The organism is Cellulosimicrobium sp. 72-3, from assembly GCF_013127315.1.
In the GTDB taxonomy this organism is placed as follows: Bacteria; Actinomycetota; Actinomycetes; order Actinomycetales; family Cellulomonadaceae; genus Cellulosimicrobium; species Cellulosimicrobium funkei.
Genome location: NZ_CP053419.1, coordinates 3,196,130 through 3,221,694, shown reverse-complemented (window position 1 = coordinate 3,221,694; position 25,565 = coordinate 3,196,130). Strand labels below are relative to the sequence as shown.

Annotated in this window: 20 protein-coding genes; 7 read left to right on the top strand and 13 right to left on the bottom strand. The window is 74.5% G+C overall.

Annotated elements, in window-relative coordinates; genetic code table 11:
* Positions 1 to 36: 36 nt before the first annotated feature.
* The 3 genes from HKK73_RS14425 to HKK73_RS14415 all read right to left on the bottom strand — a co-directional run bounded on the left by HKK73_RS14425 (position 37) and on the right by HKK73_RS14415 (position 7,147).
* Positions 37 to 6,063 (bottom strand): Ig-like domain-containing protein, encoded by a 6,027-nt coding sequence (locus tag HKK73_RS14425; protein ID WP_253705656.1) that lies wholly within the window; start codon positions 6,061 to 6,063, stop codon positions 37 to 39.
* A 230-nt stretch (positions 6,064 to 6,293) separates the two neighbouring features.
* A complete protein-coding gene (locus tag HKK73_RS14420) occupies positions 6,294 to 6,536 on the bottom strand; it encodes a hypothetical protein (protein ID WP_171468262.1) in 243 nt (80 codons plus the stop codon).
* The gene (locus tag HKK73_RS14415; RefSeq protein WP_061269418.1) at positions 6,533 to 7,147 is read right to left on the bottom strand and encodes a transcriptional regulator; all 615 of its coding nucleotides are present in this window, start codon (positions 7,145 to 7,147) and stop codon (positions 6,533 to 6,535) included. The genes HKK73_RS14420 and HKK73_RS14415 overlap by 4 nt, the downstream gene beginning before the upstream one ends.
* Before the next feature lie 120 nt (positions 7,148 to 7,267).
* On the opposite strand from HKK73_RS14415, the gene HKK73_RS14410 reads away from it, so the two are divergent.
* Positions 7,268 to 8,113, top strand: a complete 846-nt coding sequence (locus HKK73_RS14410) for an oxygenase MpaB family protein (RefSeq protein ID WP_061269419.1) — start codon at positions 7,268 to 7,270, stop codon at positions 8,111 to 8,113.
* A 19-nt stretch (positions 8,114 to 8,132) separates the two neighbouring features.
* Here HKK73_RS14410 and HKK73_RS14405 read toward each other — a convergent pair whose 3' ends face one another.
* The gene (locus tag HKK73_RS14405) at positions 8,133 to 8,654 is read right to left on the bottom strand and encodes a MarR family winged helix-turn-helix transcriptional regulator (RefSeq protein WP_171468261.1); all 522 of its coding nucleotides are present in this window, start codon (positions 8,652 to 8,654) and stop codon (positions 8,133 to 8,135) included.
* A 95-nt stretch (positions 8,655 to 8,749) separates the two neighbouring features.
* Between HKK73_RS14405 and HKK73_RS14400 the strand changes: the two genes are divergently transcribed.
* Positions 8,750 to 9,982, top strand: a complete 1,233-nt coding sequence (locus HKK73_RS14400) for an MFS transporter (protein ID WP_051028020.1) — start codon at positions 8,750 to 8,752, stop codon at positions 9,980 to 9,982.
* Positions 9,983 to 10,035: 53 nt separating this feature from the next.
* On the opposite strand, the gene HKK73_RS14395 is transcribed toward HKK73_RS14400, so the two are convergent.
* On the bottom strand, positions 10,036 to 10,572 hold the full coding sequence (locus HKK73_RS14395; protein WP_171468260.1) for a MarR family winged helix-turn-helix transcriptional regulator: 537 nt from the start codon (positions 10,570 to 10,572) through the stop codon (positions 10,036 to 10,038).
* Positions 10,573 to 10,685: 113 nt separating this feature from the next.
* Here HKK73_RS14395 and HKK73_RS14390 point away from each other — a divergent pair, with 113 nt between their 5' ends.
* Entirely contained in the window at positions 10,686 to 13,868 is a 3,183-nt protein-coding gene (locus HKK73_RS14390) for an efflux RND transporter permease subunit (RefSeq protein WP_171468259.1), read from the top strand.
* Between the two features lie 157 nt (positions 13,869 to 14,025).
* Here the strand turns inward: HKK73_RS14390 and HKK73_RS14385 are convergent, their stop codons facing one another.
* The 4 genes from HKK73_RS14385 to HKK73_RS14370 are packed head-to-tail and all read right to left on the bottom strand — an operon-like array spanning position 14,026 to position 18,084.
* Positions 14,026 to 14,727, bottom strand: coding sequence for a response regulator transcription factor (locus tag HKK73_RS14385; protein ID WP_021483142.1), 702 nt, complete (start codon positions 14,725 to 14,727; stop codon positions 14,026 to 14,028).
* Entirely contained in the window at positions 14,724 to 16,232 is a 1,509-nt protein-coding gene (locus HKK73_RS14380; RefSeq protein ID WP_171468258.1) for a sensor histidine kinase, read from the bottom strand. Before HKK73_RS14380 ends, HKK73_RS14385 begins: the two co-directional genes overlap by 4 nt.
* Complete coding sequence (locus HKK73_RS14375) at positions 16,229 to 17,098, bottom strand: ABC transporter permease subunit (RefSeq protein WP_021482323.1); 870 nt, start codon at positions 17,096 to 17,098, stop codon at positions 16,229 to 16,231. Before HKK73_RS14375 ends, HKK73_RS14380 begins: the two co-directional genes overlap by 4 nt.
* Positions 17,095 to 18,084, bottom strand: a complete 990-nt coding sequence (locus tag HKK73_RS14370; RefSeq protein WP_171468257.1) for an ABC transporter ATP-binding protein — start codon at positions 18,082 to 18,084, stop codon at positions 17,095 to 17,097. Before HKK73_RS14370 ends, HKK73_RS14375 begins: the two co-directional genes overlap by 4 nt.
* A gap of 375 nt (positions 18,085 to 18,459) precedes the next feature.
* Here HKK73_RS14370 and HKK73_RS14365 point away from each other — a divergent pair, with 375 nt between their 5' ends.
* Complete coding sequence (locus tag HKK73_RS14365; protein ID WP_021482325.1) at positions 18,460 to 19,374, top strand: Bax inhibitor-1/YccA family protein; 915 nt, start codon at positions 18,460 to 18,462, stop codon at positions 19,372 to 19,374.
* A gap of 2 nt (positions 19,375 to 19,376) precedes the next feature.
* Positions 19,377 to 19,895 carry a hypothetical protein gene (locus tag HKK73_RS14360; RefSeq protein WP_171468256.1) on the top strand — a complete coding sequence of 173 codons (519 nt, stop codon included), beginning with the start codon at positions 19,377 to 19,379 and terminating at the stop codon, positions 19,893 to 19,895.
* A gap of 78 nt (positions 19,896 to 19,973) precedes the next feature.
* Here the strand turns inward: HKK73_RS14360 and HKK73_RS14355 are convergent, their stop codons facing one another.
* On the bottom strand, positions 19,974 to 20,690 hold the full coding sequence (locus tag HKK73_RS14355; RefSeq protein ID WP_253705655.1) for a DUF5701 family protein: 717 nt from the start codon (positions 20,688 to 20,690) through the stop codon (positions 19,974 to 19,976).
* Between the two features lie 147 nt (positions 20,691 to 20,837).
* On the opposite strand from HKK73_RS14355, the gene HKK73_RS14350 reads away from it, so the two are divergent.
* Entirely contained in the window at positions 20,838 to 22,247 is a 1,410-nt protein-coding gene (locus HKK73_RS14350; RefSeq protein ID WP_171468255.1) for a cystathionine beta-synthase, read from the top strand.
* Positions 22,248 to 22,270: 23 nt separating this feature from the next.
* Here the strand turns inward: HKK73_RS14350 and HKK73_RS14345 are convergent, their stop codons facing one another.
* Positions 22,271 to 22,870 (bottom strand): TetR/AcrR family transcriptional regulator, encoded by a 600-nt coding sequence (locus HKK73_RS14345; RefSeq protein ID WP_171468254.1) that lies wholly within the window; start codon positions 22,868 to 22,870, stop codon positions 22,271 to 22,273.
* The gene (locus HKK73_RS14340) at positions 22,863 to 23,741 is read right to left on the bottom strand and encodes an alpha/beta fold hydrolase (RefSeq protein WP_171468253.1); all 879 of its coding nucleotides are present in this window, start codon (positions 23,739 to 23,741) and stop codon (positions 22,863 to 22,865) included. Before HKK73_RS14340 ends, HKK73_RS14345 begins: the two co-directional genes overlap by 8 nt.
* A 136-nt stretch (positions 23,742 to 23,877) precedes the next feature.
* Between HKK73_RS14340 and HKK73_RS14335 the strand changes: the two genes are divergently transcribed.
* Positions 23,878 to 24,288 (top strand): FKBP-type peptidyl-prolyl cis-trans isomerase, encoded by a 411-nt coding sequence (locus tag HKK73_RS14335; RefSeq protein WP_009864026.1) that lies wholly within the window; start codon positions 23,878 to 23,880, stop codon positions 24,286 to 24,288.
* A 58-nt stretch (positions 24,289 to 24,346) separates the two neighbouring features.
* Here HKK73_RS14335 and HKK73_RS14330 read toward each other — a convergent pair whose 3' ends face one another.
* Positions 24,347 to 25,528 carry a class I SAM-dependent methyltransferase gene (locus HKK73_RS14330; protein WP_253705654.1) on the bottom strand — a complete coding sequence of 394 codons (1,182 nt, stop codon included), beginning with the start codon at positions 25,526 to 25,528 and terminating at the stop codon, positions 24,347 to 24,349.
* Between the last annotated feature and the right edge of the window lie 37 nt (positions 25,529 to 25,565).

Sequence of the window (25,565 nt, the reverse complement as noted above, 5' to 3'; positions counted from 1 at the left end):
GGCTCATTCGCCGACGGCAGATCGGCCGTCGCCGGGCTATCTGATGGGCCAGTCCCGGTGCTCGACCACGATGCCGCTCGGTGCAGGGCTGATCGTCACGTAGACCTTGGCCGTGGCCCGCGTGCCGTACGGGTTGCCCAGGATGCACCCGAGGTCGACGTAGCCGCCCGCGCTGAGGTGCTCGGTCCACGTGAAGCTGCCGATGCGGTTCCCGTCGTAGTAGCACGCGAAGGTGTAGGTGCCGGAGGGGAACGTCGCGTTCGCGTTGACGCGGAAGACCGTGCAGACGCTGGTGTTCTGGCAGTCGCCCCACGAGCCGGTGGCCTTCCCGGGCCCACGCGTCACCCAGATGGTCGGCGGGACCGGGCGCGGGTCGGTGCGGTGCGTCGCCCACCCGCTCCACGCTCCGCAGCCCGCGGCGTTGCACGCCTGCGCTCGGAGGCGGAACGTCTGGTCGTAGTCGTTCCCGACGTCGACCGTCCGCCCCGAGCCGCTGGACCCGCCCTCGATCTGCCAGTTGTAGCGCGAGACGTCGTTGCCACCGTTCGACGAGGGCGCGGAGATCGAGAAGCGGCCCGAGGTCGCGCTCAGTCGGGACACGGACACGCCCGGTTCGCTGGGCTTGCCGTACGCGCTGATCTGCCCCGACGCCGGGCTCGACGTGGACGTGCCGCCCTTGTTCGTCGCGGTGACGGTGAACGTGTAGTTCCCGGCGGGGAGGCCGGTGAAGTCGACGGACGTGCCGTCAACGTCCTTCTTCGCGCCCCCGGGCGCCGCCGTGACGGTGTACTTCGTGATCGGGCTGCCGTTCGCGTCGGCGGCACCCCAGGACACGCGCGGGATGCCGCTGTCCTGCCCGCCGCCGCCGACGTTCTGCACGCTCGGCCGGGGCGGAGCCTCGGGGCGACCGTAGGGGACCACGGCCGCGGACGCCGCGCTCTCCGCCGTCCGGCCCGCCTTGTTCTCGGCCGTCACCGTGAACGTGTACGACGACTCGTTGTCGAGGCCCGTCGCCTTGTGGCTCGTCGCGGTGAGGGAGAGCGCGGCGCCGTCGCGGGAGCCGTTCTTGTACCGCTGCAGGGTGTAGCCCTTGATCGCGTCGCCGTTCTCGAACGGCGCCTTCCACGACACGTCGATCGAGCCGCCGTTGAGCGGCGAGTCCGCGGCGCGGACCGCGCTCGGCGTCTCCGGGACGTCCGGCAGGCCCGCCGGGATCTCCTCGGCCGAGTACTCGCCCCAGTCCGAGGGGTCGGGGGCGAGGTTGTTCGCCCGGACGCGGACGCTGTACGCGGTGCCGTTCTCGAGCCCGTTCCACACGTACTGGGTGCCCGAGAGCGCCGTGACCTGGACGGCGCCGCCCTTCGGCGCCGGGGAGATCTCGAGGTCGACCGTCTCGATCGGCGAGCGGTCGGTGTAGGTCTTGTTGGTCCAGGTGACCGTGAGGGACTTGTCGCCGAACTCGAGGGTGGGCGCGGCGGGCGGGTCGGGCTTCTCGTCGGGTCGGGCGACGGCGGAGGCCGGGGAGGCGGGGCCGTCGCCGACGGCGTTGGTCGCGTAGACGGTGAAGGTGTACTCGACGTTGTTGGTCAGGCCGTCCAGGGTGCAGGTGGTGGTGCCGCAGGCCTTCTCGTAGCCGTTCTGGGAGCGCACGGTGTAGCCGGTGATGTCGGCGCCGTTGTTGTTCGGCGGGTCCCAGGCGAGCACGACCGTCTTGGAGCGGACCTCGACGACCTGCGGGGTCGAGGGCGCCTCGGGCTTGCCCAGCACCTTGAGCTGGACGCGGCCCTCGACCATGCGGTCGGGGTCCTTCGTCGCGTCCTGGATCCGGTAGACGACCACCATGACGCCCACGAACGAGTCGGCGGGCGTCACGACGACGTCGCCCCCGCTGTACGACACGTCGCCGCTGCCCGTCTCGACGCTCGCGCCGACGATCTCCAGCGGGGTGTCGGGGAAGGGGTTGGAGTCGTTGGCCAGGACGGGGACGGTGGTGGCCTTGCCCTGGTGGGCGTCGTCGACGGTGTCGGGGTTGGCGCGCGCCAGGGGCCGGGTCGAGGCCACGACGGTCAGGGTCGCGGTGCCCTCGACCGGGGGGTGCTCGCCGTCGGTGACGGTGATCGGGACCTGCACGACCGAGCCCTTGGGCACGTCCGGGGTCGCCTGGGCGCGCAGCGTGGTGCCCTCGACGGTCACGGTCACGCCCTGGGCCTGGCCGGTGGCCTGGAAGGTCAGGGGGTCGCCGTCGGGGTCGGTCGCGAAGCGCGCGAGGTCGATCGAGGCCTCCTCGCCCGCTGCGACGTCGAGCGTCGGGGTCGACAGCTCCGGCGGCAGGTTCTCCGGCGGCACGACGCTGATCGGCAGCGTGAGCAGCGCGGTGTGGCCGTCGGGGTCGTCGGGACCGGAGCCGTCGGTGACCTCGAAGGTCACGGCGGCGGGACCGACGTAGTCCGCCGCGGACGTGTAGGTGATCTCCGTGGTCGAGAGGACCTCGCGCGTGCCCTCGAGCGCGGTGACCTTCTCCTCCGTGGTGAGCCGGGGAGTCTTGCCCTCGACGACCAGGACGTAGTCCGTGATGTCGATGGGCAGCGGCTCGCCGCTCACGACCTCCAGGGGCGTGATGCCGGGACGGAGGGTCGGGGCCTGGTCGGTGAGGCCGGGGACCTTGACGAAGGCCTTGGCGGTCAGGCCGTCGATGTCGGTCGCGGTGTAGGTGATGACCTGGCGGCCCTCGGTGAGGGTGACGGTGAGCTCGCCGTCGGGGGTGACGCTCGCGGTGGTCGCGTCGGTGGTGACGGTGAGGTCGCTCGCGGCGCCGTCGGGGTCCTCGTCGTTGTCCAGGACGGGGACGGTGACCTCGGTCTTGCCCAGGATGTCCTCCACGGGCACGGTGTCGTCGCGCGCGACCGGGGGCAGCAGGGGCGCGTTCGCCGAGACGTTCACGGTGACCGCGCCGGTCGCGCGGGCGCCGTAGGTGTCCTGGATCTGGTAGTAGAACGTGTACGAGCCGTCCTGGTCGGGCGAGGTCAGCACGATGCGGTCGGCCACGACCTCGGCGTCCAGGTCGTGCGTGTCCTCGATCCCGCCCGGGACCAGGCCGACCTGGTCCCCGTCGGGGTCGGTGTCGTTGGCCAGCGCCGCGACCGAGACCGTGCGCCCCGGGCGCACCGTCACCTCGTCGTCCACCGCGACCGGCGACTGGTTGGTGTCCGCGGGACGGGCGATGCCGACGTTGACCGTGCCCGTGGCGGTGGCGCCGCGGGCGTCGAGCACGGAGTAGGTGAACGTGTCCGCCCCGGTCGCGTTCTTCGACGCGGCGTACTCGATCATCCCGTCCACGACCCGGGCGGTGCCCTTGCCCGCGGGGGTGGCGATGCCGGTGACCTGGACGGAGTCGCCGTCGGGGTCGATGCCGTCCAGCGGCACCGCGATGCGCACGCTGGACCCGGACAGCACCCGGGCCTCGATCTCGCGCGGCTGCGGCGGGGCGTTGTCGTCGCCGTCGCGGATCCGGATCGTGACCTGGGCCGAGTCCTCCTGCCCGTTGACGTCCCGCACCCGGTAGATCGCGTACGCCGTGCCCGCCTCCGGGCCCGCCTTGAACCGCACCGTGTCCTCCGACACGAACGCCTCGCCCAGCGCCGGGTCCACGTCCTGCTCCAGCTCGGGCTGCAGGAACAGCTCCAACCCGTCCGGGTGCGTGTCGTTCTTCAGCACCGGGACCGTCACCACGTCCCCCGCGTGCACCGTCACCTCGTCCGCGACCGCGTTCGGCGGCTGCAACCGCGTCGGCGCCGGCACCGGCACGACCCGCACCTGGCCGGTCGCGGTCTCGGTGCCGTTGGAGGCCGTGTACTCCACCGTCACCGGCGCGTCCAGGCGCCGGATCTCGGTCACCCGCAGCATCTGGTGGGCCAGGATCGCGACCGACACCCCGGCGTCGGCGGGCACGCGCACGGACTGCACGACGAGCACGCCGCCCGCGGGGTCCGTGTCGTTCGCGAGGACGTCCACGAGCGTGGACCCGCCCGCCGGGAGGAGCGCGGTGTCGGTGACGACGACGGGCGCACCCTCGGCCTCGGACGGCGGCAGGACGTCGACCCGGACGAGGCCCGTGGTCGCGTTCGGGCCGTCCGTCACCTGGTACGTCAGGTCGTAGGAGCGCGGCTCCATCGAGAGGAACGTGAACGTGCCCGCGTCGTAGTTCGGCGTGATCTGCGCCGGGGCGGACTCCGAGACCGACGCCAGGCGCAGGTCGTCCCCGTTCGGGTCGGTGTCGTTGCGCAACGGCTCGACCGTCACCGGCTGCCCCGCCGGGACCACCACGTGGTCGCTCACCGCGACCGGCGGCTGCGGACCGGGTACCACGTCGACCAGCAGCTTGCCCTCGAAGGACAGCTCGCCGTCGGAGACGAGCAGGGTCACGATCTTGCGCCCGGTCGAGCCGCCGCCGTCGCGCAGCTCGACCGTGCCGTCGGGGCGCGAGCGCACGTCGTCGCCCGCGACCGTCGCGGCCGCCGACGCGAGGTACAGGTCGTCGCCGTCCGGGTCCTTGAAGAAGGGCAGCACCTTGATCGTCGCGGCGCCGCCCTGGGCGACGCGCAGGACCGGGTCACCGGTCTGCTCGGGGGGAGCGTTCTCGCCCCAGGGGGACACCTTGAGGGTGACGCCCGCCTCGGCGACGCCGCCGCGGCCGTCGGACACGGAGTACCGGAACGACCCGGTGCCCTCGGCGTCCTCGGGGACCACGGCCTGCAGCGCGGCGCCGCCCATGATCGTCTGCACGGTCGCGTTCGACGGCGAGTCCCCGACGAGCGACGCCGTCATCACGTCCCCGTCCGGGTCCACGTCGTTGCCCAGCACCGGCAGGATCGTCGTGCGCCCCGGACGCACCCCGAACGTGTCGTCCTTCGGCTGCGGCGGCCGGTTCGGCTGGGACCGGTCCGCGATGAACTGGTCCACCTGCTCGGGGTTCGTCAGCTCCGCGTCGGCCTCCTCGCCCTCGGCCTCCTCGGGCATCTGGACGTCCCAGTCGTCGACCTTCTGGTACTCGTCCGCCGCCATCCACAACGTCCCCGCCGACAGGTCGTTGAGCACGATCACCTGCCGGTTCACCCGGTACTCCAGGCGGGTCTGGGGGTCGAGCCCTTCGAGGCGCTCGTCGACGTCGCGGTCGGTGCCCTCGCAGTCGCGGATGACCTGGCCGGTCGAGGCCCACGCCCCGTACGTGCACGACCCGAGGCGCACCGGGGCGGCCGGGACGCCCTGGGCGGCGCGGCGCTGGGCGTCGCCGCCCTTCAGGGGCTGGGTCACGAGCGCGTCGGTCGTCGCGACGACGACGTCGCCCGACCCAGCGGACGGCTGCTGGAGCCGCGCCTGCTCCGCGCCCTCGACCGCGACGGTCCGGCCGCCGGGCAGCACGAGCTGCGAGGCGGAGCGGTCGAGGACGACGGGCTCGTCACCGACGGCCGTCACCTCGACCTCGGCGCCCTTCCCGACCGGGAGGGACGTCGACGTCGGGTCGCCGGAGACGGCGCCCTTGCTCGTGGTCTCGACCGTCCACAGCGCTCCGGTCGAGGGGATCGCGACGAAGACCGTCCCGTCCTCGGACACCGTCAGCGCGCCGTCACCGCCGACCTCGGCCGTCGGGTCGAGCTCCTCGGCGTCGAACGAGGTGGCGCCGTCGAACGGCAGGACCCACAGCAGGCCCTCCTCGCCGTCGAGGATCGCGGTCGTCGCGCCGCCGGAGGCGACCTGCGCCCCGGCCGGCAGGCGGATCTGCCCGGTGAGCTTGAGGTGGGCGACGTCCACGGGGGACGACGTGCTCGTCCCCTGGTCGTCGAGGAGGACGCGGCCCGCGTCCTGCTGCACGTCGAACGACGCGCTGCCCGCGTTGAGCGTGCCGTCCATCGCCTGGGACTCGTAGTTGAACCGCCCCACCAGGCCCGCGGACGTCTTCGTCACCCACACGCCCGAGTCGTTGAGGTCCACGTCCGCCGTGGCCTCGCCCTCGTAGAGCAGCGCCATGCCCACCAGCGCCGTCGAGAACACCGACACGGTGCTCACCGACGCGACGGTACGACGATGCTCGCGGATGGTCGTGAGAAGACCCACCTGTGCTCCTCTGTGCCTGGGCGGGGCACACGTCCTCCGGGTCCCGCCGAGCGGCGGTGACGAGGGGAACGGGTGCTCCGGTGCCCGCAGACTGCCCGCAGAACGCCCCGACGAGGGTAACCGAGGCAGGGTCGCTCAGGGCATGGGGAGCAGTCCCCATGGAGGGTGGAATATTCCCCTGATCAGGGCAGAAGGGACGCACGGGACAGCGCGGCCCGGTCGCGCGTGCGGTCCTCGGTCGTGCGCAGCGACGCACCGTCCGGGCGGACGACGGCCTCCGCGGCGCGCGGGGTGGTCGACACCCGGGACCGGGCCGCCGCGCGGCGGCGGCCGAGGTCGGCCAGGGCGGAGCCCACGAGGACGAGCAGACGGTCCGTGCCACGGGGCTCGACCGTGCGGGGCAGGGTGGGGGAGTACGCGCTCATGAGGGGTTCTCCTTGCCGTCGATCGTCGGGAAGACGTTGAAGTGGATCTGCACGGGCCGTGCGCCGGGCGTCTGCTCCTGGCCCTGGAACCGCTGGAGCGTCGCGTCGAACGCGTCCCACGCCTCCGCGACCTCGAGCATCTGGTCGGCGGTGAGCCACATGCTCGCCGTCGTCAGACGGCTGCCGTCGAGCCACCGCGTCGGCAGCTCGGGGGAGCGCTCGAGGAACGCCTGGATCTTGCGCGCCCGCGCGGACTCGAACTCGCGGCTCACCATCGCGCCCGCGAGCGTGGCGGCGGCGTCCTCCTCGTCGTGCGGGACGTCGACCGTGAACCCGCCCGGCGGGCGCTCCCACCAGCGCTCGCGCGCCGTCCCGCGGCCCGCGACCTCCCGGACGAAGCCGTGCCGCGCGAGCTGGCGCAGGTGGTAGCTCGTCGACCCGCTGGACTCGCCCACGAGGTCGGCGAGGCGGCTCGCGGTGAGCGCGCCGTGCGTCGAGAGCAGGTCGAGGATCTGCACCCGCAACGGGTGCGCGAGCGCCTTGAGCTGCGCGGGGCCGAGCGCGGGGTGGCGTTCGGCCGGGACGGGTGCCGGTGCGCTGTCGGTGGGCATACGACGACCATAGCGATGCAAACGACTCTTTGCAAGAGTTTCTTTGCAGCGGGATGTTGGCATCTGTCGGACGGCCCGCGCGGGGAGCGGGGGCGTGCGCAAGGTGCGAGCATCGAGCGCATGACGCAGGTGGCGGAGCGGGTGCGCGGCGCGGCGGAGCGCGCCATCTTCCTGCGGGTCGCGGGCCCGGACGCCACGGCGACGCGGGCACGCATCCACGAGACGCCCGGCCCGCGCTGGTTCCCGCCGGGGTCCGCGGTCCAGCGCGTGCACGGCGACGCGTCGATGTTCGTCGGCGGGCTGCGTGCGCTGCTCCTGCAGAGCCTGCACCCGCTCGCGATGGCCGGGGTCGCGGCGCACTCGGGCTACCGGGGCGACCCCTGGGGGCGCCTCCAGCGGACCTCGACCTTCATCGCCACGACGACCTTCGGCACGGCCGACGACGCCGCCGGCGCCGTGGCGGCGGTCCGGGCGGTCCACGAGCGGGTCCGCGGCGTCGCGCCCGACGGCCGCCCCTACCGCGCGAGCGACCCGGACCTGCTGCGCTGGGTCCACGTCGCCGAGACGCAGAGCTTCCTCGTGGCGCACCAGGAGTTCGGGCACCGCCCGCTCGGCGCCGCCGGGTGCGACGAGTACGTCGCGCAGGCGGCGGTGGTCGGCCGCGCCCTGGGCGTCGAGGACGTGCCGGTCACGGTGCGCGAGCTGGACGACGCCGTCGCCGGGTACCGTCCGGTGCTCGGCCTCACCCCGGCGGCGCTCGACGCCGCGCGGTTCCTCCTCGTCGAGCCGCCGCTGCCGTGGGCCGTGCGTCGGGTGTACGCGGGGCTCGCGGTGGCCGCACGCGCGTCGCTGCCGGACTGGGCGCGCGCGGGCATGCCGCGCGTGCGGGGGCTGCCTCAACGGTGGGCTCACCCCGCGGGCGAGGCGGTCACGCGGCTGCTGCGGTGGGCCCTCCCCGGAGCCTGACGGCGAGGCGCCCGGCGGGTCAGGCGTCGGCGCGGCGTCGGCGGTAGGCGTCGAGGTCGTCGTTGAGCCGGCCGAGGAGCTCGGCGAGGAGGGCCCGGTCGAGGCGCGACCAGTCCCCGAGCACGTCCGCGTAGAGCGCGGTGCGCGCCGCGCGGTGGGCGGCGAGCTCGTCGAGCCCCGCGCCCGTGGGCTCGACGACGACGGCCCGGCCGTCGTGCGGGTCCCGGGCCCGGCGCACGTGCCCGGCCCGCTCGAGCACGACCACCTGGCGGGTGACGGTGGAGGCATCGAGGCCGAGGCGCTCGGCGAGCGCGTTGACGTGCAGCGGGCCGTGGGTGCCGAGCGTGTGGAGCAGCAGGTAGCCGGACCGGTCGAGCGTGCCGCCCCGGCGCGACGTCCCGGGGCTCCCGGAGGCGCGCGTGCGCTCCGCGCGGCGCAGGAGCTGGGCGACCTCGAGCTCGATCGTGCCCAGCACGTCCTGGGCGGTCGCGTCCCCGCGCGCCTCGGCATGCGGCTGATCGTTTCCCTCGGCAACCGTCATGGGTGTATTCTACAGATAGTTACCTGCTAGATACAGGTACTTCTCCCGCCGCCGCCCCTCGTGCGGCGGCCTCCCTCACCAGGAAGTGCGACCGAGTGGCCTCCACACGCAACGAACCGAACCGCACCGCCATCTACGCGACCGCCCTCACCGCGTTCTTCGCGATCGCCGGCATCGCCGTCGTCGACCCGATCCTCCCCGTGATCGGCGAGGAGATCGGGGCGTCGACCTGGCAGATCGAGCTCCTCTTCACCGCCTACATCGCCGTGATGGCGCTCGGCATGATTCCCGCCGTCATGGCGACCGGGCGCTTCGGCTACAAGAAGATCCTCGCCACGGGCGTCAGCCTGGTGGCCGTCGCGGCCGTGCTCGCGGCGCTGAGCACGAGCATCGGCCAGCTCGCCGCGCTCCGCGGCCTGTGGGGCCTCGGCAACGCGATGTTCTTCGCGACGGCGATGGTCCTCCTGGTCTCTCTGGCGAACGACCGCGAGTGGGTCGTCGAGCTCTTCGAGACGTGCGTCGGCCTCGGCTTCGCCGTCGGGCCGCTCCTCGGCGGGCTGCTCGGCGGCATCTCGTGGCGCGTGCCGTTCTTCGTGTGCGGCGTCTTCATGCTCGTGGCGCTGCTCGTGTCCGTGACGCGCCTCAAGGACCCCGCCGAGAAGCCCGCGCCGCTGCGCGTCGGCCAGGTCTTCCGCCTGTTCCGCAAGCCCGGCTTCCTCGCGCTCGCCGCGGTCACCGCCGCGTACAACTTCTGCTTCTTCGTCGTGCTCGGGTACACCCCCGTGTTCCTCGGGCTCGACGTCGTGCCGCTCGGTCTCGTCTTCACCGCGTGGGGCGTGGGGCTCGCGGTCGGGATCCTCGTCGTCGGGCACCGGCTCGCGCACCGCGTCGGCGCCGTCCAGACGCTGGGCGTGGCCGTCGTGGGCGTCCTCGTCGCGCTCGTGCTCCTCGCGCTCGACCTCGGGACCGCCTGGTCCGTCGTCGTGCTCGTCGGTGCCGGCGTGTTCATGGGCATCGCGAACGCCAACCTCACGGACCTCTCGCTCGCGCTCGGCGACCCGGACCGCCGCGTGACCACCGGCGCGTTCAACCTGGTGCGCTGGGGCTTCGCCGCCCCCGCCCCGGTCATCGCGGGCCTCCTGCACCCGGTGTCCGCGACCGCGCCGTTCTGGCTCGGGGCGGGGATCCTCGTGCTCGGCGTCGTCGTGTTCGTGGCGTACGGGCACCGGATGGCGGGCGAGCTCGGCGAGCGCGTCCTGTGGTCCCGGTGGAACCGCACGGCCCGGACCGTCGAGGGGACGCCCGAGGAGGCGCTCGGCGAGGTCTGAGCCGCCGCGGCGCCGGCGGGGGAGAGGGTCCTGGGCCGCGCGGCCCAGGACCCTCAGTCCTCCGGGTCGGTCGCGGCGTCGGCCGAGCCGTCGCCCGAGGTGCCCGAGAGCGCGCTGGCCGCCGGGTCGGGGTCGGCGGCGGCCGACTCCGCGGCCCGCGTGAGGGCCTCGATCCCGGCCGTCAGCGCGCGCAGGTCGGCGACGTCGAGCCGGTCGAGGAGGTCCGTGAGGGGCTCGTCCTCCTGCGCGACGAGCCGGCGCACCGCCGCGGCGCCGCGCGGGGTGGCGGCGACGAGGCGCACGCGACCGTCCTGCGGGTCGGGGCGGCGCGACGCCATGCCCGCCGCCTCGAGCCGGTCCACGATCCCCGAGAGCGTCGCGGGGGAGATGCCGAGCACGTCCGCGAGTCGGTGCGAGCTCGTCTCCCCGTCGAGCTGCAGCACGGCGAGCGCGCGGAGCTGGGGCACCGTCAGGGTCGTGCGGAGCAGCGGCTCGAGGCGCTGCGCGAGCAGCAGGTCGGCGAGCCGGCGCTGGGCGTCCTCGAGGCGCCGGGCGAGCGCCGCGCGCTCGTCGTCGGCGGGGTGGGTCACGGCGCAGACTCTATCGGTGGGCGCGGGAACCATCCCGAGATGCTTCGCGTTACGCTAACGAAATCGCGACGCCGACGTCGTCTCCCGCCCGACCTGGAACCCCTGGAGGCTCCGTGTCCCGTCTCGCCCGGCTGTCGCTGGCCAACCGCGCGCTCGTCGCGCTCGCCACCGTCGCGATCGCGATCTTCGGCGTCCTCAGCATGGGATCGCTCAAGCAGGAGCTCATCCCGAGCCTGCAGATCCCCACGGCCGCCGTCGTCGGCGCGTACCCGGGCTCGGCCCCGGCGATCGTCGAGCAGCAGGTCACCGTCCCCGTCGAGACGGCCGCGCGCGGGGTCAAGGGGGTCGAGGACGTCACGTCGACGTCGTCGACCGGCCTCTCGGTGACGACCGTCCAGTTCGCGTACGGCACGGACATGGACGCCGCGTCCTCGCAGCTCCAGACGGCCGTCACGCGGCTGCAGTCCCAGCTCCCGGAGGACGTCGAGCCGCAGGTCGTGACCGGCTCCGTGGACGACCTCCCGGTCATCCAGCTCGCCGTGTCGGGCGGCGCGGACGAGGCGGCGCTCGCGGACACCGTGACGTCGAGCCTCGTCCCCGCGCTCGAGGACGTCGAGGGGGTCCGCAGCGTCGCGGTGAGCGGCGTCGCCGACCAGCAGGTGACGATCGCCCTCGACCCCGCCGCGCTCGCCGCCGCCGGGCTCAGCCCGCAGCAGGTCTCCACGATCCTCCAGGACAACGGTGTCGTGGTGCCCGCGGGCACCGTCGCGGAGGGCGACCGCACCCTCAGCGTGCAGGTCGGCACGGCCGTCACGACCGTCGACGAGCTCGCCGCGCTGCCCCTCGTGTCCCCGACCGCGGCGCCCGGCACCCCGCCCGTCGCGCTCGGCGACGTCGCGACCGTCACCGCGGGCCCCGAGCCCGCGACGTCGTTCTCCCGGCTCGACGGCGAGCCCGCGCTCGCCGTCGCCATCACCAAGACGCCCGCCGGCAACACGGTCGAGGTGTCGCACGCGGTCCAGGACGCGGTCGACGACCTCTCCGGCGTGCTCGACGCCCAGGACGTGCGCGTCGAGGTCGTGTTCGACCAGGCCCCGTTCATCGAGGAGTCCATCGAGGGCCTCGCGACCGAGGGCCTGCTCGGGCTCCTCTTCGCGGTCGTCGTGATCCTGCTGTTCCTCGCGTCGCTGCGCTCGACGCTCGTCTCCGCCGTGTCGATCCCGCTGTCGCTGCTCGTGACGTTCATCGTCATGAACGCCACGGGCTACACGCTCAACATCCTCACGCTCGGGGCGATGACGGTCGCGATCGGCCGCGTGGTCGACGACTCGATCGTCGTCATCGAGAACATCAAGCGGCACCTGTCGTACGGCGAGGAGAAGGTCGGCGCCATCATCGGTGCGGTCAAGGAGGTCGCGGGCGCGGTCACCGCCTCGACCGTCGCGACCGTCGCCGTGTTCCTGCCGATCGCGCTCGTGGGCGGCATGGTCGGCGAGCTCTTCCGGCCGTTCGCGCTCACCGTCGCCATCGCGATGCTGGCCTCGCTCTTCGTCGCGCTGACGATCGTCCCGGTCCTCGCGTACTGGTTCATCACGTCGCCGCCCGTCCCGGCCGACCCGGAGGCCGCGCGCCTCGCGGGCGAGCGCGCCCGCGCCGCCGCGGAGGCCAAGGAGCGTCGCGGGCTGTGGCAGCGCGCGTATCTCCCGACGCTGCGGGCGGCCCTGCGCCACCCCGCGATCACGCTGGGCGTGTCGGTCGCGATCCTCGCCGGGACGCTCGCGCTCGTGCCGCGGCTCGAGACCAACTTCCTCGGCGACACCGGCCAGGACACGCTCACCGTCACCGAGTCGTTCGCGCCGGGCACGTCGCTCGACGCGCAGGACGCCGCCGCGCGCGACGTCGAGCAGGCGCTCCTCGACGTCGACGGCGTCGCCACGGTCCAGACGACCGTCGGCACCGCGGGTGGCCCGGAGGCCGCGTTCTTCGGCGGCGGCGGGTCGCCGACGGCGACGTTCGCCGTCACGCTCGACGCGGACGCCGACGCCGTGGCGGCCCAGGAGGACGTGCGCGACGCCGTCTCCGGGCTGGGCGGCGACGCGAGCGAGGGCATCGAGGTCGCGGGTGCCGACGCCGCGTTCGGCAGCTCCACGGTCGACCTCGTGGTCCGCGCGCCCGACACCGACACCCTCGCCGCGGCGGCCGCCGAGGTGCAGGAGCTCGCGGAGGGGACCGACGGCGCCGCGCAGGTGACGAACAACCTCGCCGCCGCCCAGGCCACCGTCCAGGTGACCGTCGACCGCGAGGCGGCGGCCGCCGTCGGGCTCACGGAGACGCAGGTGGCCGGGACGGTCGCGGGGGTCATGTCCCCGGCCCCGGTCGGCACGGTGAACCTCGGCGACGGCCCGGTGCAGGTGCGGGTGGTCGCGGGCGAGGCGCCGGCGACGGTCGCCGAGCTCGAGCAGGTCGTGCTGCCCACCGCCGCGGGCCCCGTGCCGCTCACGCAGGTCGCCGAGGTCGCGGAGGTCGAGGTCCCCACCTCGATCACGCGCGTCGACGGCGAGCGCAGCGCGACGATCGCCGTCACCCCCGCGGGGCAGGACCTCGGCGCGCTGACCGCCGAGCTGACGACCGCGATCGACGGCCTCGAGCTCGAGGGCGGCGCGACGGTCGAGGTCGGGGGCGTGGCCGCCGACCAGGCCGACGCCTTCGCCGACCTCGGCCTCGCGCTGCTCGTCGCGATCCTCATCGTCTACCTCGTCATGGTCGCGACGTTCCGCAGCCTCCTGCAGCCGTTCATCCTGCTCGTGTCGATCCCGTTCGCCGCGACGGGCGCGCTGCTCCTGCTGCTCGCCACGGGGACGCCGCTGGGCGTGCCGGCCCTCATCGGCCTGCTCATGCTCGTCGGCATCGTGGTGTCGAACGCGATCGTGCTCATCGACCTCATCAACCAGTACCGCGAGCGCGGGCGGGCGCTCGACGACGCCGTCATGGAGGGGTCGCGCAAGCGCCTGCGCCCCATCGTCATGACCGCCGCCGCGACGATCTTCGCGCTCACGCCCATGGCCATCGGGATCACGGGCGGCGGCGCGTTCATCTCCCAGCCGCTCGCGCTCGTCGTCATCGGCGGCCTGCTGAGCTCGACGCTGCTCACGCTCGTCGTCGTGCCGGTGCTCTACACGCTCGCCGAGCGCCGCGGCGAGAAGCGCGCGGCGAGGAAGGCGGCCAAGGAAGAGGCCGCGGCCCAGGCCGAGGCCGACAAGGCCGCCGCCGCCGAGGAGACGACGGCGAACGCCTGAACCGCCCGACCATCCCCGGCCCCCCGGGACCCCCCGGACCCCCGGACCCGTAGGGACCGCCGACCAGGCGATCCCCGCGGGCCGAGCAGGTGGTTCTGGCGCGTCAGATGTCCAGGACGCGCCGGAACCACCTGCTCGGCGCCGGAGGTCGGGAGAGTCAGGAGGGGCGGGCGACGCCCGTCTCGTAGGCGAGCACGACGGCCTGGACGCGGTCGCGCAGGCCGAGCTTGCCGAGGACGCGCCCGACATGGGTCTTGACCGTCGCCTCCGAGAGCACGAAGCGCTCGGCGATCTCGGCGTTCGTCAGCCCTTCACCGAGGGCCTCGAAGACCTCGAGCTCGCGCGCGGTGAGGTCGGCGAGGCGCGGGTCGTCCCGGCCGGTCGGCGCCTGGGCCGGGGCGGCGGCGCCGTCCTGCGGGAGCTGGCCGGAGAACATCTCGAGCATGCGGCGCGTGATGCGCGGGGAGACGGCGGCGTCGCCGCTCGCGACGGCGCGGATCGCCCCGACGAGCTCGCCGGGCTTGGCGTCCTTGAGGAGGAAGCCGCTCGCCCCGGCGCGCAGGGCGGCGAACGCGTACTCGTCGAGGTCGAACGTCGTGAGGATGATGACGCGCGACCCGGGCTGGGCGGCGACGATCCGCTCCGTCGCCTCGATGCCGTTCGTGCCGGGCATGCGCACGTCCATGAGCACGACGTCCGGCGCGAGCGCGGAGGCCTGCGCGACGCCCGTCTCGCCGTCCCCGGCCTCGCCGACGACCTCGATGTCGTCCTCGGCGGCGAGGATCATGCGGAAGCCCATGCGCAGCAGGGCCTGGTCGTCGACGAGCAGCACCCGGATCGGTGCCCCCGTTCCCGTCATGTGCGTTCCCGTCCGTCGTCGCGTGCGCCGGCCTGGCGGCCGGGGTCGAGGTCGAGGCGCAGGCTCGCCCGCACCTCCCAGCCCGTCCCGCTCGGCCCCGCGGACACGGTACCGCCGTAGACCGCGGCCCTCTCCCGCATCCCGATGATCCCGCGCCCGGTGCCGACGGGGACGCCGGGCGGGTGCTGCTCCGCGACGGACGGCGGGAGCCCGCGCTCGTCGGCGCTCGCGCCCTCCCCGGGACGACGGCCCGCCTGGTTGACGACGCGCAGCTCCAGCCAGTCGGCGCCGGGCTCGGCGCGGCGCGACACCTCGACGAGGACCACGGGGGACAGGGGCGCGTAGCGCAGCACGTTCGTCAGGGCCTCCTGGACGATGCGGTGCGCGGTCTGGCGCAGGGCGGGGCCGGGCGTCGGCTGCGGGCCGGAGCGCACGAGCCGGACGGGCAGCCCGGCGGTGCGGAACCGCTCGACGATCTCCTCCAGCTCGGGCGTCTCGTGCGCGGGCGCGAGGGGCACGGTCTGCTCGCCGCCCGGCTCGCGCAGCACGCCGAGGACGCGCCGCATGTCGGCGAGCGCGGCGCGGCCGGTCGCGGTGAGCTCGTCGAGCGCGTGGCCCGCGAGCTCGGGGTTCTTGGCGCCCGACGCCTTGGCGCCGTCCGCGAGGGCGACCATCACGGTGAGGGAGTGCGCGACGACGTCGTGCATCTCGCGCGCGATGCGCGTGCGCTCGGCGGCGGCGGCGAGCTGCGCCTGCTGGTCGCGGTCGCGCGCGATGGAGTTGGCGCGCTCGACGAGGTCGGACACGTGCTGGCGGCGCGCGCGCACGTTCGTGCCGATCGCGAGCGCGACGAGGCAGAGGATGGTGGTCACGAGCATGCCGACGATGCGGTCGACGGTCGCGCGGCCGGGCTCGACGCTCTGGCGCAGGACCTCGCCCTCCGGGGTGGTGACGACGTCGTACCAGAGCAGGGTCGCGCCGGAGAGCGCGAGGACGGTGATCGCGAGCACCGGCCACGCGATGCGCGAGGGCCGCGACGCCGCGACGGCGTAGACGGCGAACATGGCCGCGACCTCGAACCCGGCCGTGTCGCCGGTGACGCCGATGGCGACGACCCCGACCACGGTGAGCGCGAGCGCGACCGTGACCGGCCGACGGCGGCGCCAGTACAGGAGCACGCCGCCGACGAGGAAGAACACGAGCGACAAGGCCGTCGTCCCGCGGGGCTGCGACGCGGTGAGCGCGTACAGCACGCCGGGCACGACGAAGACGGCCACGACGACCCAGTCCATGACGACCGGGTGCCGCGCGAAGTACCGGCGGACGGGGCCGAGCCGGCGCGCGTCGAGCTCGGTGAAGGGAGCGGGCGCGGGGCGCAGGGGGTGGGTCGACGAGCCCGGGTCGCCCGGGGCGGCGGTCTCCGCCTGCTCCGGGCGCGCCACGGCCGACGCCGGACGAGCGGTCTGCTCGTCCGGCGTCGGCGGGGTGGTGGGCCGGGTGGTCACGCGTCCCGGCGCTTGAGGACGACCGCGGCCGCGGCGACCAGCGCGGCGGTCCAGCCGAGGAGCACGGCGTAGCCGGGCCACGGCGCGATCGTGTCGCTGCCCGACATGTTGCCGCCGAGCACGATCTGCTCGCCGGCGGACGCGGGCAGGGAGTTGTAGAGCGTCTGGACCCAGTCGGCACCGGTCACGCCCATGACGATCCCGAGGACCATCGACAGGACGAAGAACACGGCGACGAGCGTGAAGATCGCCCCCGCGGAGCTGCGGAGCAGCACGCCGACCGCGACGGAGAAGAGCGCGACGGTCGTGAGGTAGAGCACGACGCCGATCAGCGCGCGCTGGTCGTCCGCGGACGAGAAGTCGACGGTCATGTCCTTGCCCGACAGGATCGGGTACGTCACGAGCCACGACAGCCCGACGGCCACGACGGTCGTCACCGCGGTCACCACGCCGACGACGATCATCTTCGCCGCGAGCGCGGGGAGACGGCTCGGCACGGCGGAGAGCGTGGAGCGGATCATGCCGGTCGAGTACTCGCCCGTCACGGTGAGCGCCCCGAGCACGGCCACGGCCAGCTGCGCGAACGTGTAGCCGACGGTGATCACGGTGATGCCCACCCCGTCGGCGGACCCCATGCCGGCCTCCTCGGGCGTGGCGCCCGCGGACTGCATGGAGGACATGACGGCCGCGAACATGAGCGAGAAGCCCACCATGACGACGACGGTGATGCCGAGCGTCCACCAGGTGGAGCGCAGGGTGCGGAACTTGATCCACTCCGAGCGCAGCACGTGGCCGAACGAGAGCCGGTAGGGGGAGGTGCGGGACGCCGTCGGGCCGGCGCCGGTGGCGAGGGTCGTGGCGCTCATCGCTGCGCTCCTTCGAGGGAGTCGGTGGGGGCCGGTGCGCCCGCGGTCGCGCCCGCGGCACCGTGGCCGATGTGGTTCTGCGCGGAGTCGGTCTGGTACTCGACCGCGTCCGCCGTGAGGGCCATGTAGGCGTCCTCGAGCGTGGACGTGACCGGCGTGAGCTCGTGCAGCACGAACCCCTTGGCCGCGGCGAGCTCGCCGATCCCGGGGGCGTCCGCGCCCGTGACGACGAGCAGGCTCGGCTCGTCGCTCGTGACGGTCGCGCCGTCGCTCGTGAGGAGCTCGGCGAGCTGCGTGGCGTGCGGGGTCCGCACGCGCACCGTGCGTTGCTGCGAGCCGTTGACGATGTCGCTCACCGGGGCGTCCGCGATGATGCGGCCCTTGCCGATGACGATGATGTGGTCGGCGGTGAGGGCGACCTCGCTCATGAGGTGGCTCGACAGGAAGACGGTGCGGCCCTCGGAGGCGAGGTAGCGCGCGAGGTTGCGCACCCACAGCACGCCCTCGGGGTCCAGGCCGTTGACGGGCTCGTCCAGGATGAGGGTCTTGGGGTCGCCCAGCAGCGCTGACGCGATGCCCAGGCGCTGGCCCATGCCGAGGGAGAAGCCGCCCACCCGCTTCTTGGCGACCGGCTGCAGGCCGGTCATCTCGATGACCTCGTCCACGCGCTGGGTCGGGATGCCGTGCGTGGCGGCCATCGCGAGCAGGTGGTTGTAGGCCGAGCGGCCGGTGTGCACGGCCTTGGCGTCCAGCAGCGCGCCGACCTCGGTCAGCGGTGAGCGGTGCTGGGCGTAGGGGCGCCCGTTGACGGTGACGGTCCCGGCGGTGGGGCGGTCCAGGCCCATGATCATGCGCATGGTCGTGGACTTGCCCGCGCCGTTGGGGCCCAGGAAGCCGGTCACGGTCCCGGGACGCACGGTGAACGAGATGCCGTCCACCGCGGTCTTGGGCCCGTACCTCTTGGTCAGGCCGCGTGCTTCGATCATGACTTCGCCCCTCCGAGGGTCGTTCGTCCGGGATGGTCGTGGTGCACCGCGGGAAGGTCGCTCCGGTCCGGCCGGGCCCCTCACCGCGAGGTACGTCTCGAGCCTACGGACGGGCTCGGCGCCGGGCAGCCACCTTGCGACGTATCTTGCCGCCGTCGTGACCCGGGGCACGTACGCCGCGCGGCGTACACGACGTCCCGGCGCGTGGTCCGCTGGTCGGGACTTCGCCCGCGAGGCGCGGAAAACCCGCGGGAACAGTGGCCGGGACTCGCACGTTCCCTAGGATGAACACAGGCCAGCGACACCCGACTCGAGGCGAGACGCCGATGACGAGGCCCGCTGAGAGGTAGTGGACGCCGCGACCAGGAGGAGCTCATGAGCAACCCCGTCTTCAACAACAGCGCGGTCTTCGGCGAGCCGAAGAACCGGCGCGGTGGGGCGGCCACGCAGGCCGCACCCGCCTACGGGAGCCCGCCCGCACAGGGCCAGGGCCCCGCGTACGGCACGCCCCCGCAGGGCGCGCAGTGGGGTGCGTACGGCGCCCAGACCGCGGACGCGGCGCAGCTCGACGCGATGTACAGCGCGCCGTCGGCGACCACGGCGGACACCAAGCGCCTCACGTACGACGACGTGATCATGAAGACGGGCGGCCTGCTCGCGCTGCTCGTCGTCGTCGGGGCGGCGTCGTGGTACCTCACGCCGCAGATGCCGTTCCTCTACCTGCTGGGTGCGATCGCCGGCCTGGTGCTCGGCCTGGTCAACGCGTTCAAGCGGAACCCGAGCCCGGCCCTGATCATCGCGTACACCGTGGCCCAGGGCCTGTTCCTCGGTGGCATCAGCCTCGCGTTCGGCACCATGACCGTCGGCAACGGCGGGAACCTCACGGACATCGTCTTCCAGGCGGTCCTCGCGACCGTCGCGACGTTCGCGGCCGCGCTGTTCCTGTTCCGCTCCGGCAAGGTGCGCGTCACCCCGAAGTTCACGCGCTGGTTGCTCATCGCGATGGTCGGGTACCTCGCGTTCTCGCTCGTCAACGTCGTCCTCGTGCTCTTCGGCGTCCTCGACGGCTGGGGCATGCGCGGCGGCACGATCGGCATCGTCGTCGGGCTCATCGCGGTCGGCCTGGCCGCCGCGTCGCTCATCGTCGACTTCGACTCGATCAAGCGTGGCGTCGAGGCCGGCGTCCCCGCCAAGTTCGCGTGGTCGGCCGCGTTCGGCCTCATGGTCACGCTGATCTGGCTCTACCTCGAGTTCCTGCGCCTCTTCGCGATCCTGCAGAGCAGCGACTGACGGTGGCGCGCAGCACCCGTGAACCGGCACCCGCGGCGGACCTCCCGCCGCGGGTGCCGGTGTTTCTGGCCGGGCTCGTCGTCGCGGCGGCCGCGATGCTCGGCGTCCAGGTCCTGTACATGGTCGTCTCGGGCGCGCCGCCCGCGTGGCTGTCGTTCGCGGCGCTCCTCATCCTGCTCAGCGTCCCGACGGCGGGTGCCGCCGTCGCCTGGCTCGGCACCCGGATCACGCGCGACGCCACGGAGCGCCGGGCCGCGCTCGTGTTCGCGGCGCTCGGCCTCGTGGCCGGAGCGCTCTGGGGGTCGTTGCTCGCGGGCGGGATCGCCCGACAGCTCGCCGACGCGGGCGTGGGCGGCGGGGGCGCGCTCGTCGCGGGTGCGGCCGCCGTCGTCGGGGTCACCGCCGCGGTCGGGGCGGGTCTCGGCCGGCTCGTGGCGCCCGAGGCCTCCGACCGCCCGCTGCTCGTCGTCGTGCTCGGCGTCGTCGTGGTCCTCGTCGCGATCCTGGGTCTCGTCGGCTGACGGCCCGCCCCGTGAGTGCGGGAAGGAGCCGCGGTCGGACGTCTCCGCCGTGACTCCTTCCGCACTCAGCGGGTGGGGTCAGGCGGGGAGGCGGCCGGCGGCCGAGGCGAAGCCGAGCCACGTGTGGCGGTTACCGGCCCAGCACCAGCCGACCTTCGGGGCGCCGCGGCGCTCGCGCCCGTCGCGTCCCGTGCCGTTCGAGATCCAGAGCGCGGGGGTGCGGGTGTCGAGGCGGCCGTCGGGCTTGCGCAGCCGTGAGCCGACCGTCATGTAGCAGTGGTTGCGCGCGAGGACGTCCGGCGCCTGGAGCGCCCAGTGGATCCCCTCGTGCAGCAGGAGCGGCGTCCGACCGCGCGCCGTGAGCTCCGGCAGTGCCTCGTCCGGGGACCAGCTCGCCAGGTCGTCGCCGCGGTCGACGCCCGTCACGAGCGAGAGCGGCCCCGGCGGGACGACGATCCCCTCGATCGGCGCGAAGCGGTCCACGTCCGTCATGTCGACGACGACGAAACCCTCCTTCTCGCCGTCCTTCGCCGGGAGCCGCAGCAGGGGTGCGAGGGCCGACGGCGGCGCGAGCGCCGGGTCGACGACGAGCAGCGCGCCCGCGGGGGCGGTCGCCGCGAGGTCGGCCGCGGCGGCGCGGAACGCGTCCGCGGTGAGGCCGGCGATGTCGTGGACGCCGAGCGCGACGAGGCGCTCGGCCTGGGCGACGACGTCGGGCAGCGGGGGGAGCGCGGGCGGCGCGGAGGCCGCTGCGGGGGACGCGGGACGGGTGGCGGCGGTCGTGGGCTCGGGCACGGGTCACCTCTCGGTCGGGGCTGTCGGCGTCCTCAACGTTCTACACCGTACGGGAATTCCCGTCGCGAGCGACCCGCACGGCGGGCGTCGGTCGGGACGGTGCCCGGTCGAGCACGCGCGCGGCGCCGGATCGGGGATGATCGGGGCATGAGATACGCAGAGCACGTGTCCGAGCTCGTCGGCGGTACCCCGCTCGTCCGGCTGTCCCGTGTCACCGCAGGCCTCAGCGCGACGATCCTCGCCAAGGTCGAGTACGTGAATCCCGGCGGCTCCGTCAAGGACCGCATCGCGCTGAAGATGGTCGAGGCCGCGGAGGCGTCGGGCGAGCTCCGGCCCGGCGGCACGATCGTGGAGCCGACGTCCGGCAACACGGGCGTCGGGCTCGCGCTCGTCGCGCAGCGCAAGGGGTACGACTGCGTCTTCGTGTGCCCCGACAAGGTGAGCCAGGACAAGCGCGACGTGCTGCGCGCGTACGGCGCGCGCGTCGTCGTCACGCCGACCGCCGTGGCCCCCGACCACCCGGACTCCTACTACTCGGTCTCCGACCGGCTGGTCCGCGAGATCCCGGGCGCCTGGAAGCCGAACCAGTACGCGAACCCGAACGGCCCGGCGTCGCACTACGAGTCGACCGGCCCCGAGGTCTGGGCCGACACCGACGGTCGCGTGACGCACTTCGTCGCCGGGGTCGGCACGGGCGGCACCATCACCGGCACGGGCCGCTACCTCAAGGAGGTCTCCGCGAACCGCGCGACCTCCGACGGCGGGCGCGTGCGCGTCGTCGGCGCGGACCCGGCGGGCTCGGTCTACTCCGGCGGCGACGGGCGCCCGTACCTCGTCGAGGGCGTGGGCGAGGACTTCTGGCCCGACGCCTATGACCCGGCGGTCCCCGACGAGGTCATCCCGGTCAGCGACGCGGACTCGTTCGCGATGACCCGGCGCCTCGCGCGCGAGGAAGGCCTGCTCGTCGGCGGGTCGTGCGGCATGGCGGTCGAGGCGACGCTGCGGCTCGCGCGCCGGCTCGAGGAGGAGGACCCGGAGGCGGCAGCGCGGGCCGTCATCGTCGTCCTGCTGCCGGACAGCGGGCGCGGTTACCTCTCCAAGATCTTCAACGACGCGTGGATGCGGTCCTACGGGTTCCTGCCCGACGAGGAGGGCGTGACCGCGGGCGACGTGCTGCGCGCGAAGGACGGCCGCCTGCCCGACCTCGTGCACACGCACCCGAGCGAGACGGTCCGCGACGCCATCGAGATCCTGCGCGAGTACGGGGTGTCGCAGATGCCCGTCGTCGGCGCCGAGCCGCCCGTCAAGAGCGGGGAGGTGGCCGGGTCGGTGAGCGAGCGCGCGCTGCTCGACGCCGTCTTCTCCGGCCGCGCGTCGCTCGCCGACCGCGTGGACCAGCACATGGAGCCCCGCTTCCCGCTCATCGGCGCGGGCGAGGGCGTCGAGGCGGTGCGCACCGCGCTGCACGACGCCGACGCGCTGCTCGTCGTCGAGGACGGCGACCCGGTCGGGGTCCTCACGCGGCACGACCTCCTGGGGTTCGTCGCCGCGCGCTGATCCCCACCGGGCCCCCGCGCGCCTCAGGCTCCGGCCGGCGGGCGCGCGAGGGACGCCAGCCCGGCGAGGAGCGCGCGGACGTGCAGGTCGAAGCTGCGGTCGAGGTCGTCGGGCAGGCGGTAGCCGCCGCCGAGCTCGAGCGCGACGAAGCCGTGCAGGCTCGCACGCACGGACCGGACGGCGTCGACCGTGCGGTCCTCGGGGAGTTCGAACCCGCGCAGCACGGCGGCGACGACCTGGACGCTGCGCCCCGCGGCCGCCGACAGCGCGGCGTCCGCGGGGTCGTCCGGGTCGGGGGCGACCTGCACGGCCGCGTACCGGCCGGGGTGCGCCCGGGCGTACTGCCGGGTCGCGTGCGCGAGGGCGGCGACGGCGTCGGGCCCGGCGAGGCCGACCGTCGCGTCGGTGAGGGCGCGCGTGTAGTCCTCCACGGCGACGACGGCGACCTCGCGGCGCAGCCCGGCGAGCGAGCCGACGTGCTTGTAGAGGCTCGGCGTCGCGACGCCCGCCTGCGCGGCGACCTTGGCGAGCGTGAGGTCGGCGAAGCCCGTCGGGCCGCCGGCGTCGACGAGGTCGAGCGCGATCCGGACGACGGCGTCGTGGGACAGCCCGGCCCTAGCCACGCGCGTCCTCCGACCGCGCGTCGCCCGGGCGCGCGTCGCCGTCGGGCAGCCCGGCGAGGAAGTCGAGGGTCGCGGCCACGACCTCCTCGGGCGCCTGGAGCTGGGGGTAGTGGCCGACGTCGGGCAGCAGGAGCGTGGTCGCGCCGAGCGCCTGCTCGGCCCACGCGGCCTCGGCGGCCGGGTCGGCGTAGTCGGGGTCGAGCGCGCCGCAGACCGCGAGCACGGGCGCCTCGACCTGGGCGACGCGCGGCTCGACGACGCGGTGGTCGAGCTGGAGGGTGAGGTCCCGGAAGGAGCGCAGGCGCCCCGGCTCGGAGAGGTTGGCGCGGATCGCGGCCTGGTGCGCGGCGAGGCGTGCGGGGGTGCGGCCCTTGTTCAGCGAGCCGTAGAACGAGGCCCAGAACGCCGCGCCCCACGGTCGTGCGAGCGCGACGCGGTAGAGCATGCGCATCGCGCGGAGCCTCGCGGGGGACGACGGCTCGCGCAGGAACCCGTCGAGCAGGACGAGCCCGCGCACGAGGTCGGGACGCAGGGCCGCGGCGACGACGGCGGCCGACGCCGCCATGGAGCTGCCCAGCAGGACGGCCGGGCCGGCGTCCAGGTGCTCGACGAGCGCGACGTAGTCGGACGCGGTCGCCTCGTCGCCGTGCGTCGCGAAGGTCGTGTCGCTGTCGCCGTGGCCGCGCAGGTCCATGACGACCACGCGGTGGCCCGCGGCGACGAGGTGGGGGACGACGTCGTCGTAGGTGGCGCGGAGGTCGCCCATGCCGGGCGCGGCGACGACGAGCGGGCCGGAGCCCTGGTCGGTGTAGGCGAGGCATCCCTCGGCGCGGGCGAGGTGGCGCACGGTCGGGTGCTGGCTCGTGGTCATAGCTGCAAGGCTAATGCCATTAGTCAACGAGGGCAAGAGCTCCGGCGATCGCGCCCGGCCGGGTCGTGGCGACCCGCGTAGGGTAGGGAGACCCGCGCCCGCGCGGGCCTTCCTGCACCCGACGAGAGGCAACCTCGTGACCGACCAGCCCACCCTCCCCACCGCCTCGGGATCCTTCGGCGAGAAGCCGACGCTCACCTTCCCCGAGACGGACGCGCCCAGCGGTCTGCAGGTGGTCGTGCTCACCGAGGGCGACGGCCCGGCCGTCACGTCGGGGCGCAACATCGTCGTGCACTACCTCGGCCAGACCTGGGGCGGGCACGTCTTCGACAACTCCTACGACCGCGGCGACACCATCGCCTTCCCCATCGGCGTCGGCGCCGTCATCGGCGGCTGGGACAAGGGCCTCGTGGGCCAGAACGTCGGCTCCCGCGTGCTGCTCTCGATCCCGCCGGAGCACGGCTACGGCCAGCGCGGCGTGCCGCAGGCCGGCATCGGCGGCACGGACACGCTCGTCTTCGTCGTGGACGTCGTCGACGTCCAGTGACCTCGTGAGCGCGGGGTGCCCGTCGTCGCGGTGATCACCCACGACGGGCGCCCGCCGCTCAGCGCCGCACGGACCGCGTCACCGTGAAGCGCGGGTCGCGCGCGACCTGCGTCGTGGGCCCGACCGCGCGCTCGAGCGCGGGGCGGTACCGCAGGTGCGAGTTCCAGACGCACCACAGCTCGCCGCCCGGTCGCAGCACGCGCCCCGCGGTCGCGAACATGCGGTGCGCCGCGTCGGTGCGCACCGCCGCGCCGTCGTGGAACGGCGGGTTGAGCAGCACGACGTCGGCGCTCGCGTCCGCGAGGGTCGCGCCCGCGTCGTCGCGCACCGTGCGCACGCGGTCGGCCACGCCGTTCTCGCGCGCCGTGAGCGCCGTCGAGCGGACGGCGGCGTCCGAGCGGTCGGCGGCGACCACCCGCGCGTCGGGCCAGCGCCGGGCCGCCCACGCGGCGAGCAGGCCCGTCCCGCACCCGAGGTCGACGACGTCGCGCGGCGCCGCACCCTGCCCGCCGGGGGTCGGCGCGTCGTCGGCGCCGAGCCGGTCGAGCAGGAACCGCGTGCCGAGGTCCAGGCCCGCGCCCGCGAAGGCGGCGCCGAACGCCGCGACCCGCAGGCCGACCTCGGCCAGGTCGGTGACGACCGGGTAGGTCAGCGGGCGCGCCGGCCGGGGCGCCGACGCGACGAGCACGCGGGACTTGCCCCGGGCGAGGCTCGCGCGCACCTCGCCGAACGACTCGGCGAGGACGTCGTTCATCGCGCGCGTCATGTGCTTGACGCGCGCGCTCCCGAGGAGCACGACGTCCGGACCGGCCTCGCGCGCGACGTGCTCCGCGACGTCGCGCAGCGCCGCGAGGCCGCGGGGGAGCCGCAGCAGCACGACCCGCGCCCCGGCCAGGAGCCCCGCGTCGAGTCCGCGGCGGTCGTACGCCGTCGTCATCCCCGCCGCGCGCGCGTTCGCGTCGAGCGCCGCCTCCGCGGTGCACGCGTCCTGGTGGACGCGCACGCGCCCCGCGGCGGGTCCTGCCCCGGTGAGCAGCGCCGCGCCGAGGGTGAGGGCGCCGTACCGGTCGTCGACGACGGCCACGGCCCCCGGCGCGACGCCGGCGAGCAGGGGCGACGCCTCGTCGAGCAGCAGGCGGTCGGCCGGGTCGACGGCGACCGGTGCGTCCTCCCGGTCCGGGCCGACGTCGTGGGTGCGCAGGCGCTCCAGGAGGGCGGCGAGGTCGGGCGAGGTCGTCACCGCCCCAGTCTCCCCGACGCCCGGTGGTCGCCGCGCC

What these genes read in the sequence shown, in the direction of transcription:
- HKK73_RS14410 (WP_061269419.1), top strand. Translation starts at nt 7,268, where the DNA reads ATGACGCAGGTGGCGGAGCGGGTGCGCGGCGCGGCGGAGCGCGCCATC.
- HKK73_RS14415 (WP_061269418.1), bottom strand. Translation starts at nt 7,147, where the DNA reads ATGCCCACCGACAGCGCACCGGCACCCGTCCCGGCCGAACGCCACCCC.
- HKK73_RS14375 (WP_021482323.1), bottom strand. Translation starts at nt 17,098, where the DNA reads ATGAGCGCCACGACCCTCGCCACCGGCGCCGGCCCGACGGCGTCCCGC.
- HKK73_RS14405 (WP_171468261.1), bottom strand. Translation starts at nt 8,654, where the DNA reads ATGACGGTTGCCGAGGGAAACGATCAGCCGCATGCCGAGGCGCGCGGG.
- HKK73_RS14365 (WP_021482325.1), top strand. Translation starts at nt 18,460, where the DNA reads ATGAGCAACCCCGTCTTCAACAACAGCGCGGTCTTCGGCGAGCCGAAG.
- HKK73_RS14420 (WP_171468262.1), bottom strand. Translation starts at nt 6,536, where the DNA reads ATGAGCGCGTACTCCCCCACCCTGCCCCGCACGGTCGAGCCCCGTGGC.
- HKK73_RS14350 (WP_171468255.1), top strand. Translation starts at nt 20,838, where the DNA reads ATGAGATACGCAGAGCACGTGTCCGAGCTCGTCGGCGGTACCCCGCTC.
- HKK73_RS14370 (WP_171468257.1), bottom strand. Translation starts at nt 18,084, where the DNA reads ATGATCGAAGCACGCGGCCTGACCAAGAGGTACGGGCCCAAGACCGCG.
- HKK73_RS14385 (WP_021483142.1), bottom strand. Translation starts at nt 14,727, where the DNA reads ATGACGGGAACGGGGGCACCGATCCGGGTGCTGCTCGTCGACGACCAG.
- HKK73_RS14340 (WP_171468253.1), bottom strand. Translation starts at nt 23,741, where the DNA reads ATGACCACGAGCCAGCACCCGACCGTGCGCCACCTCGCCCGCGCCGAG.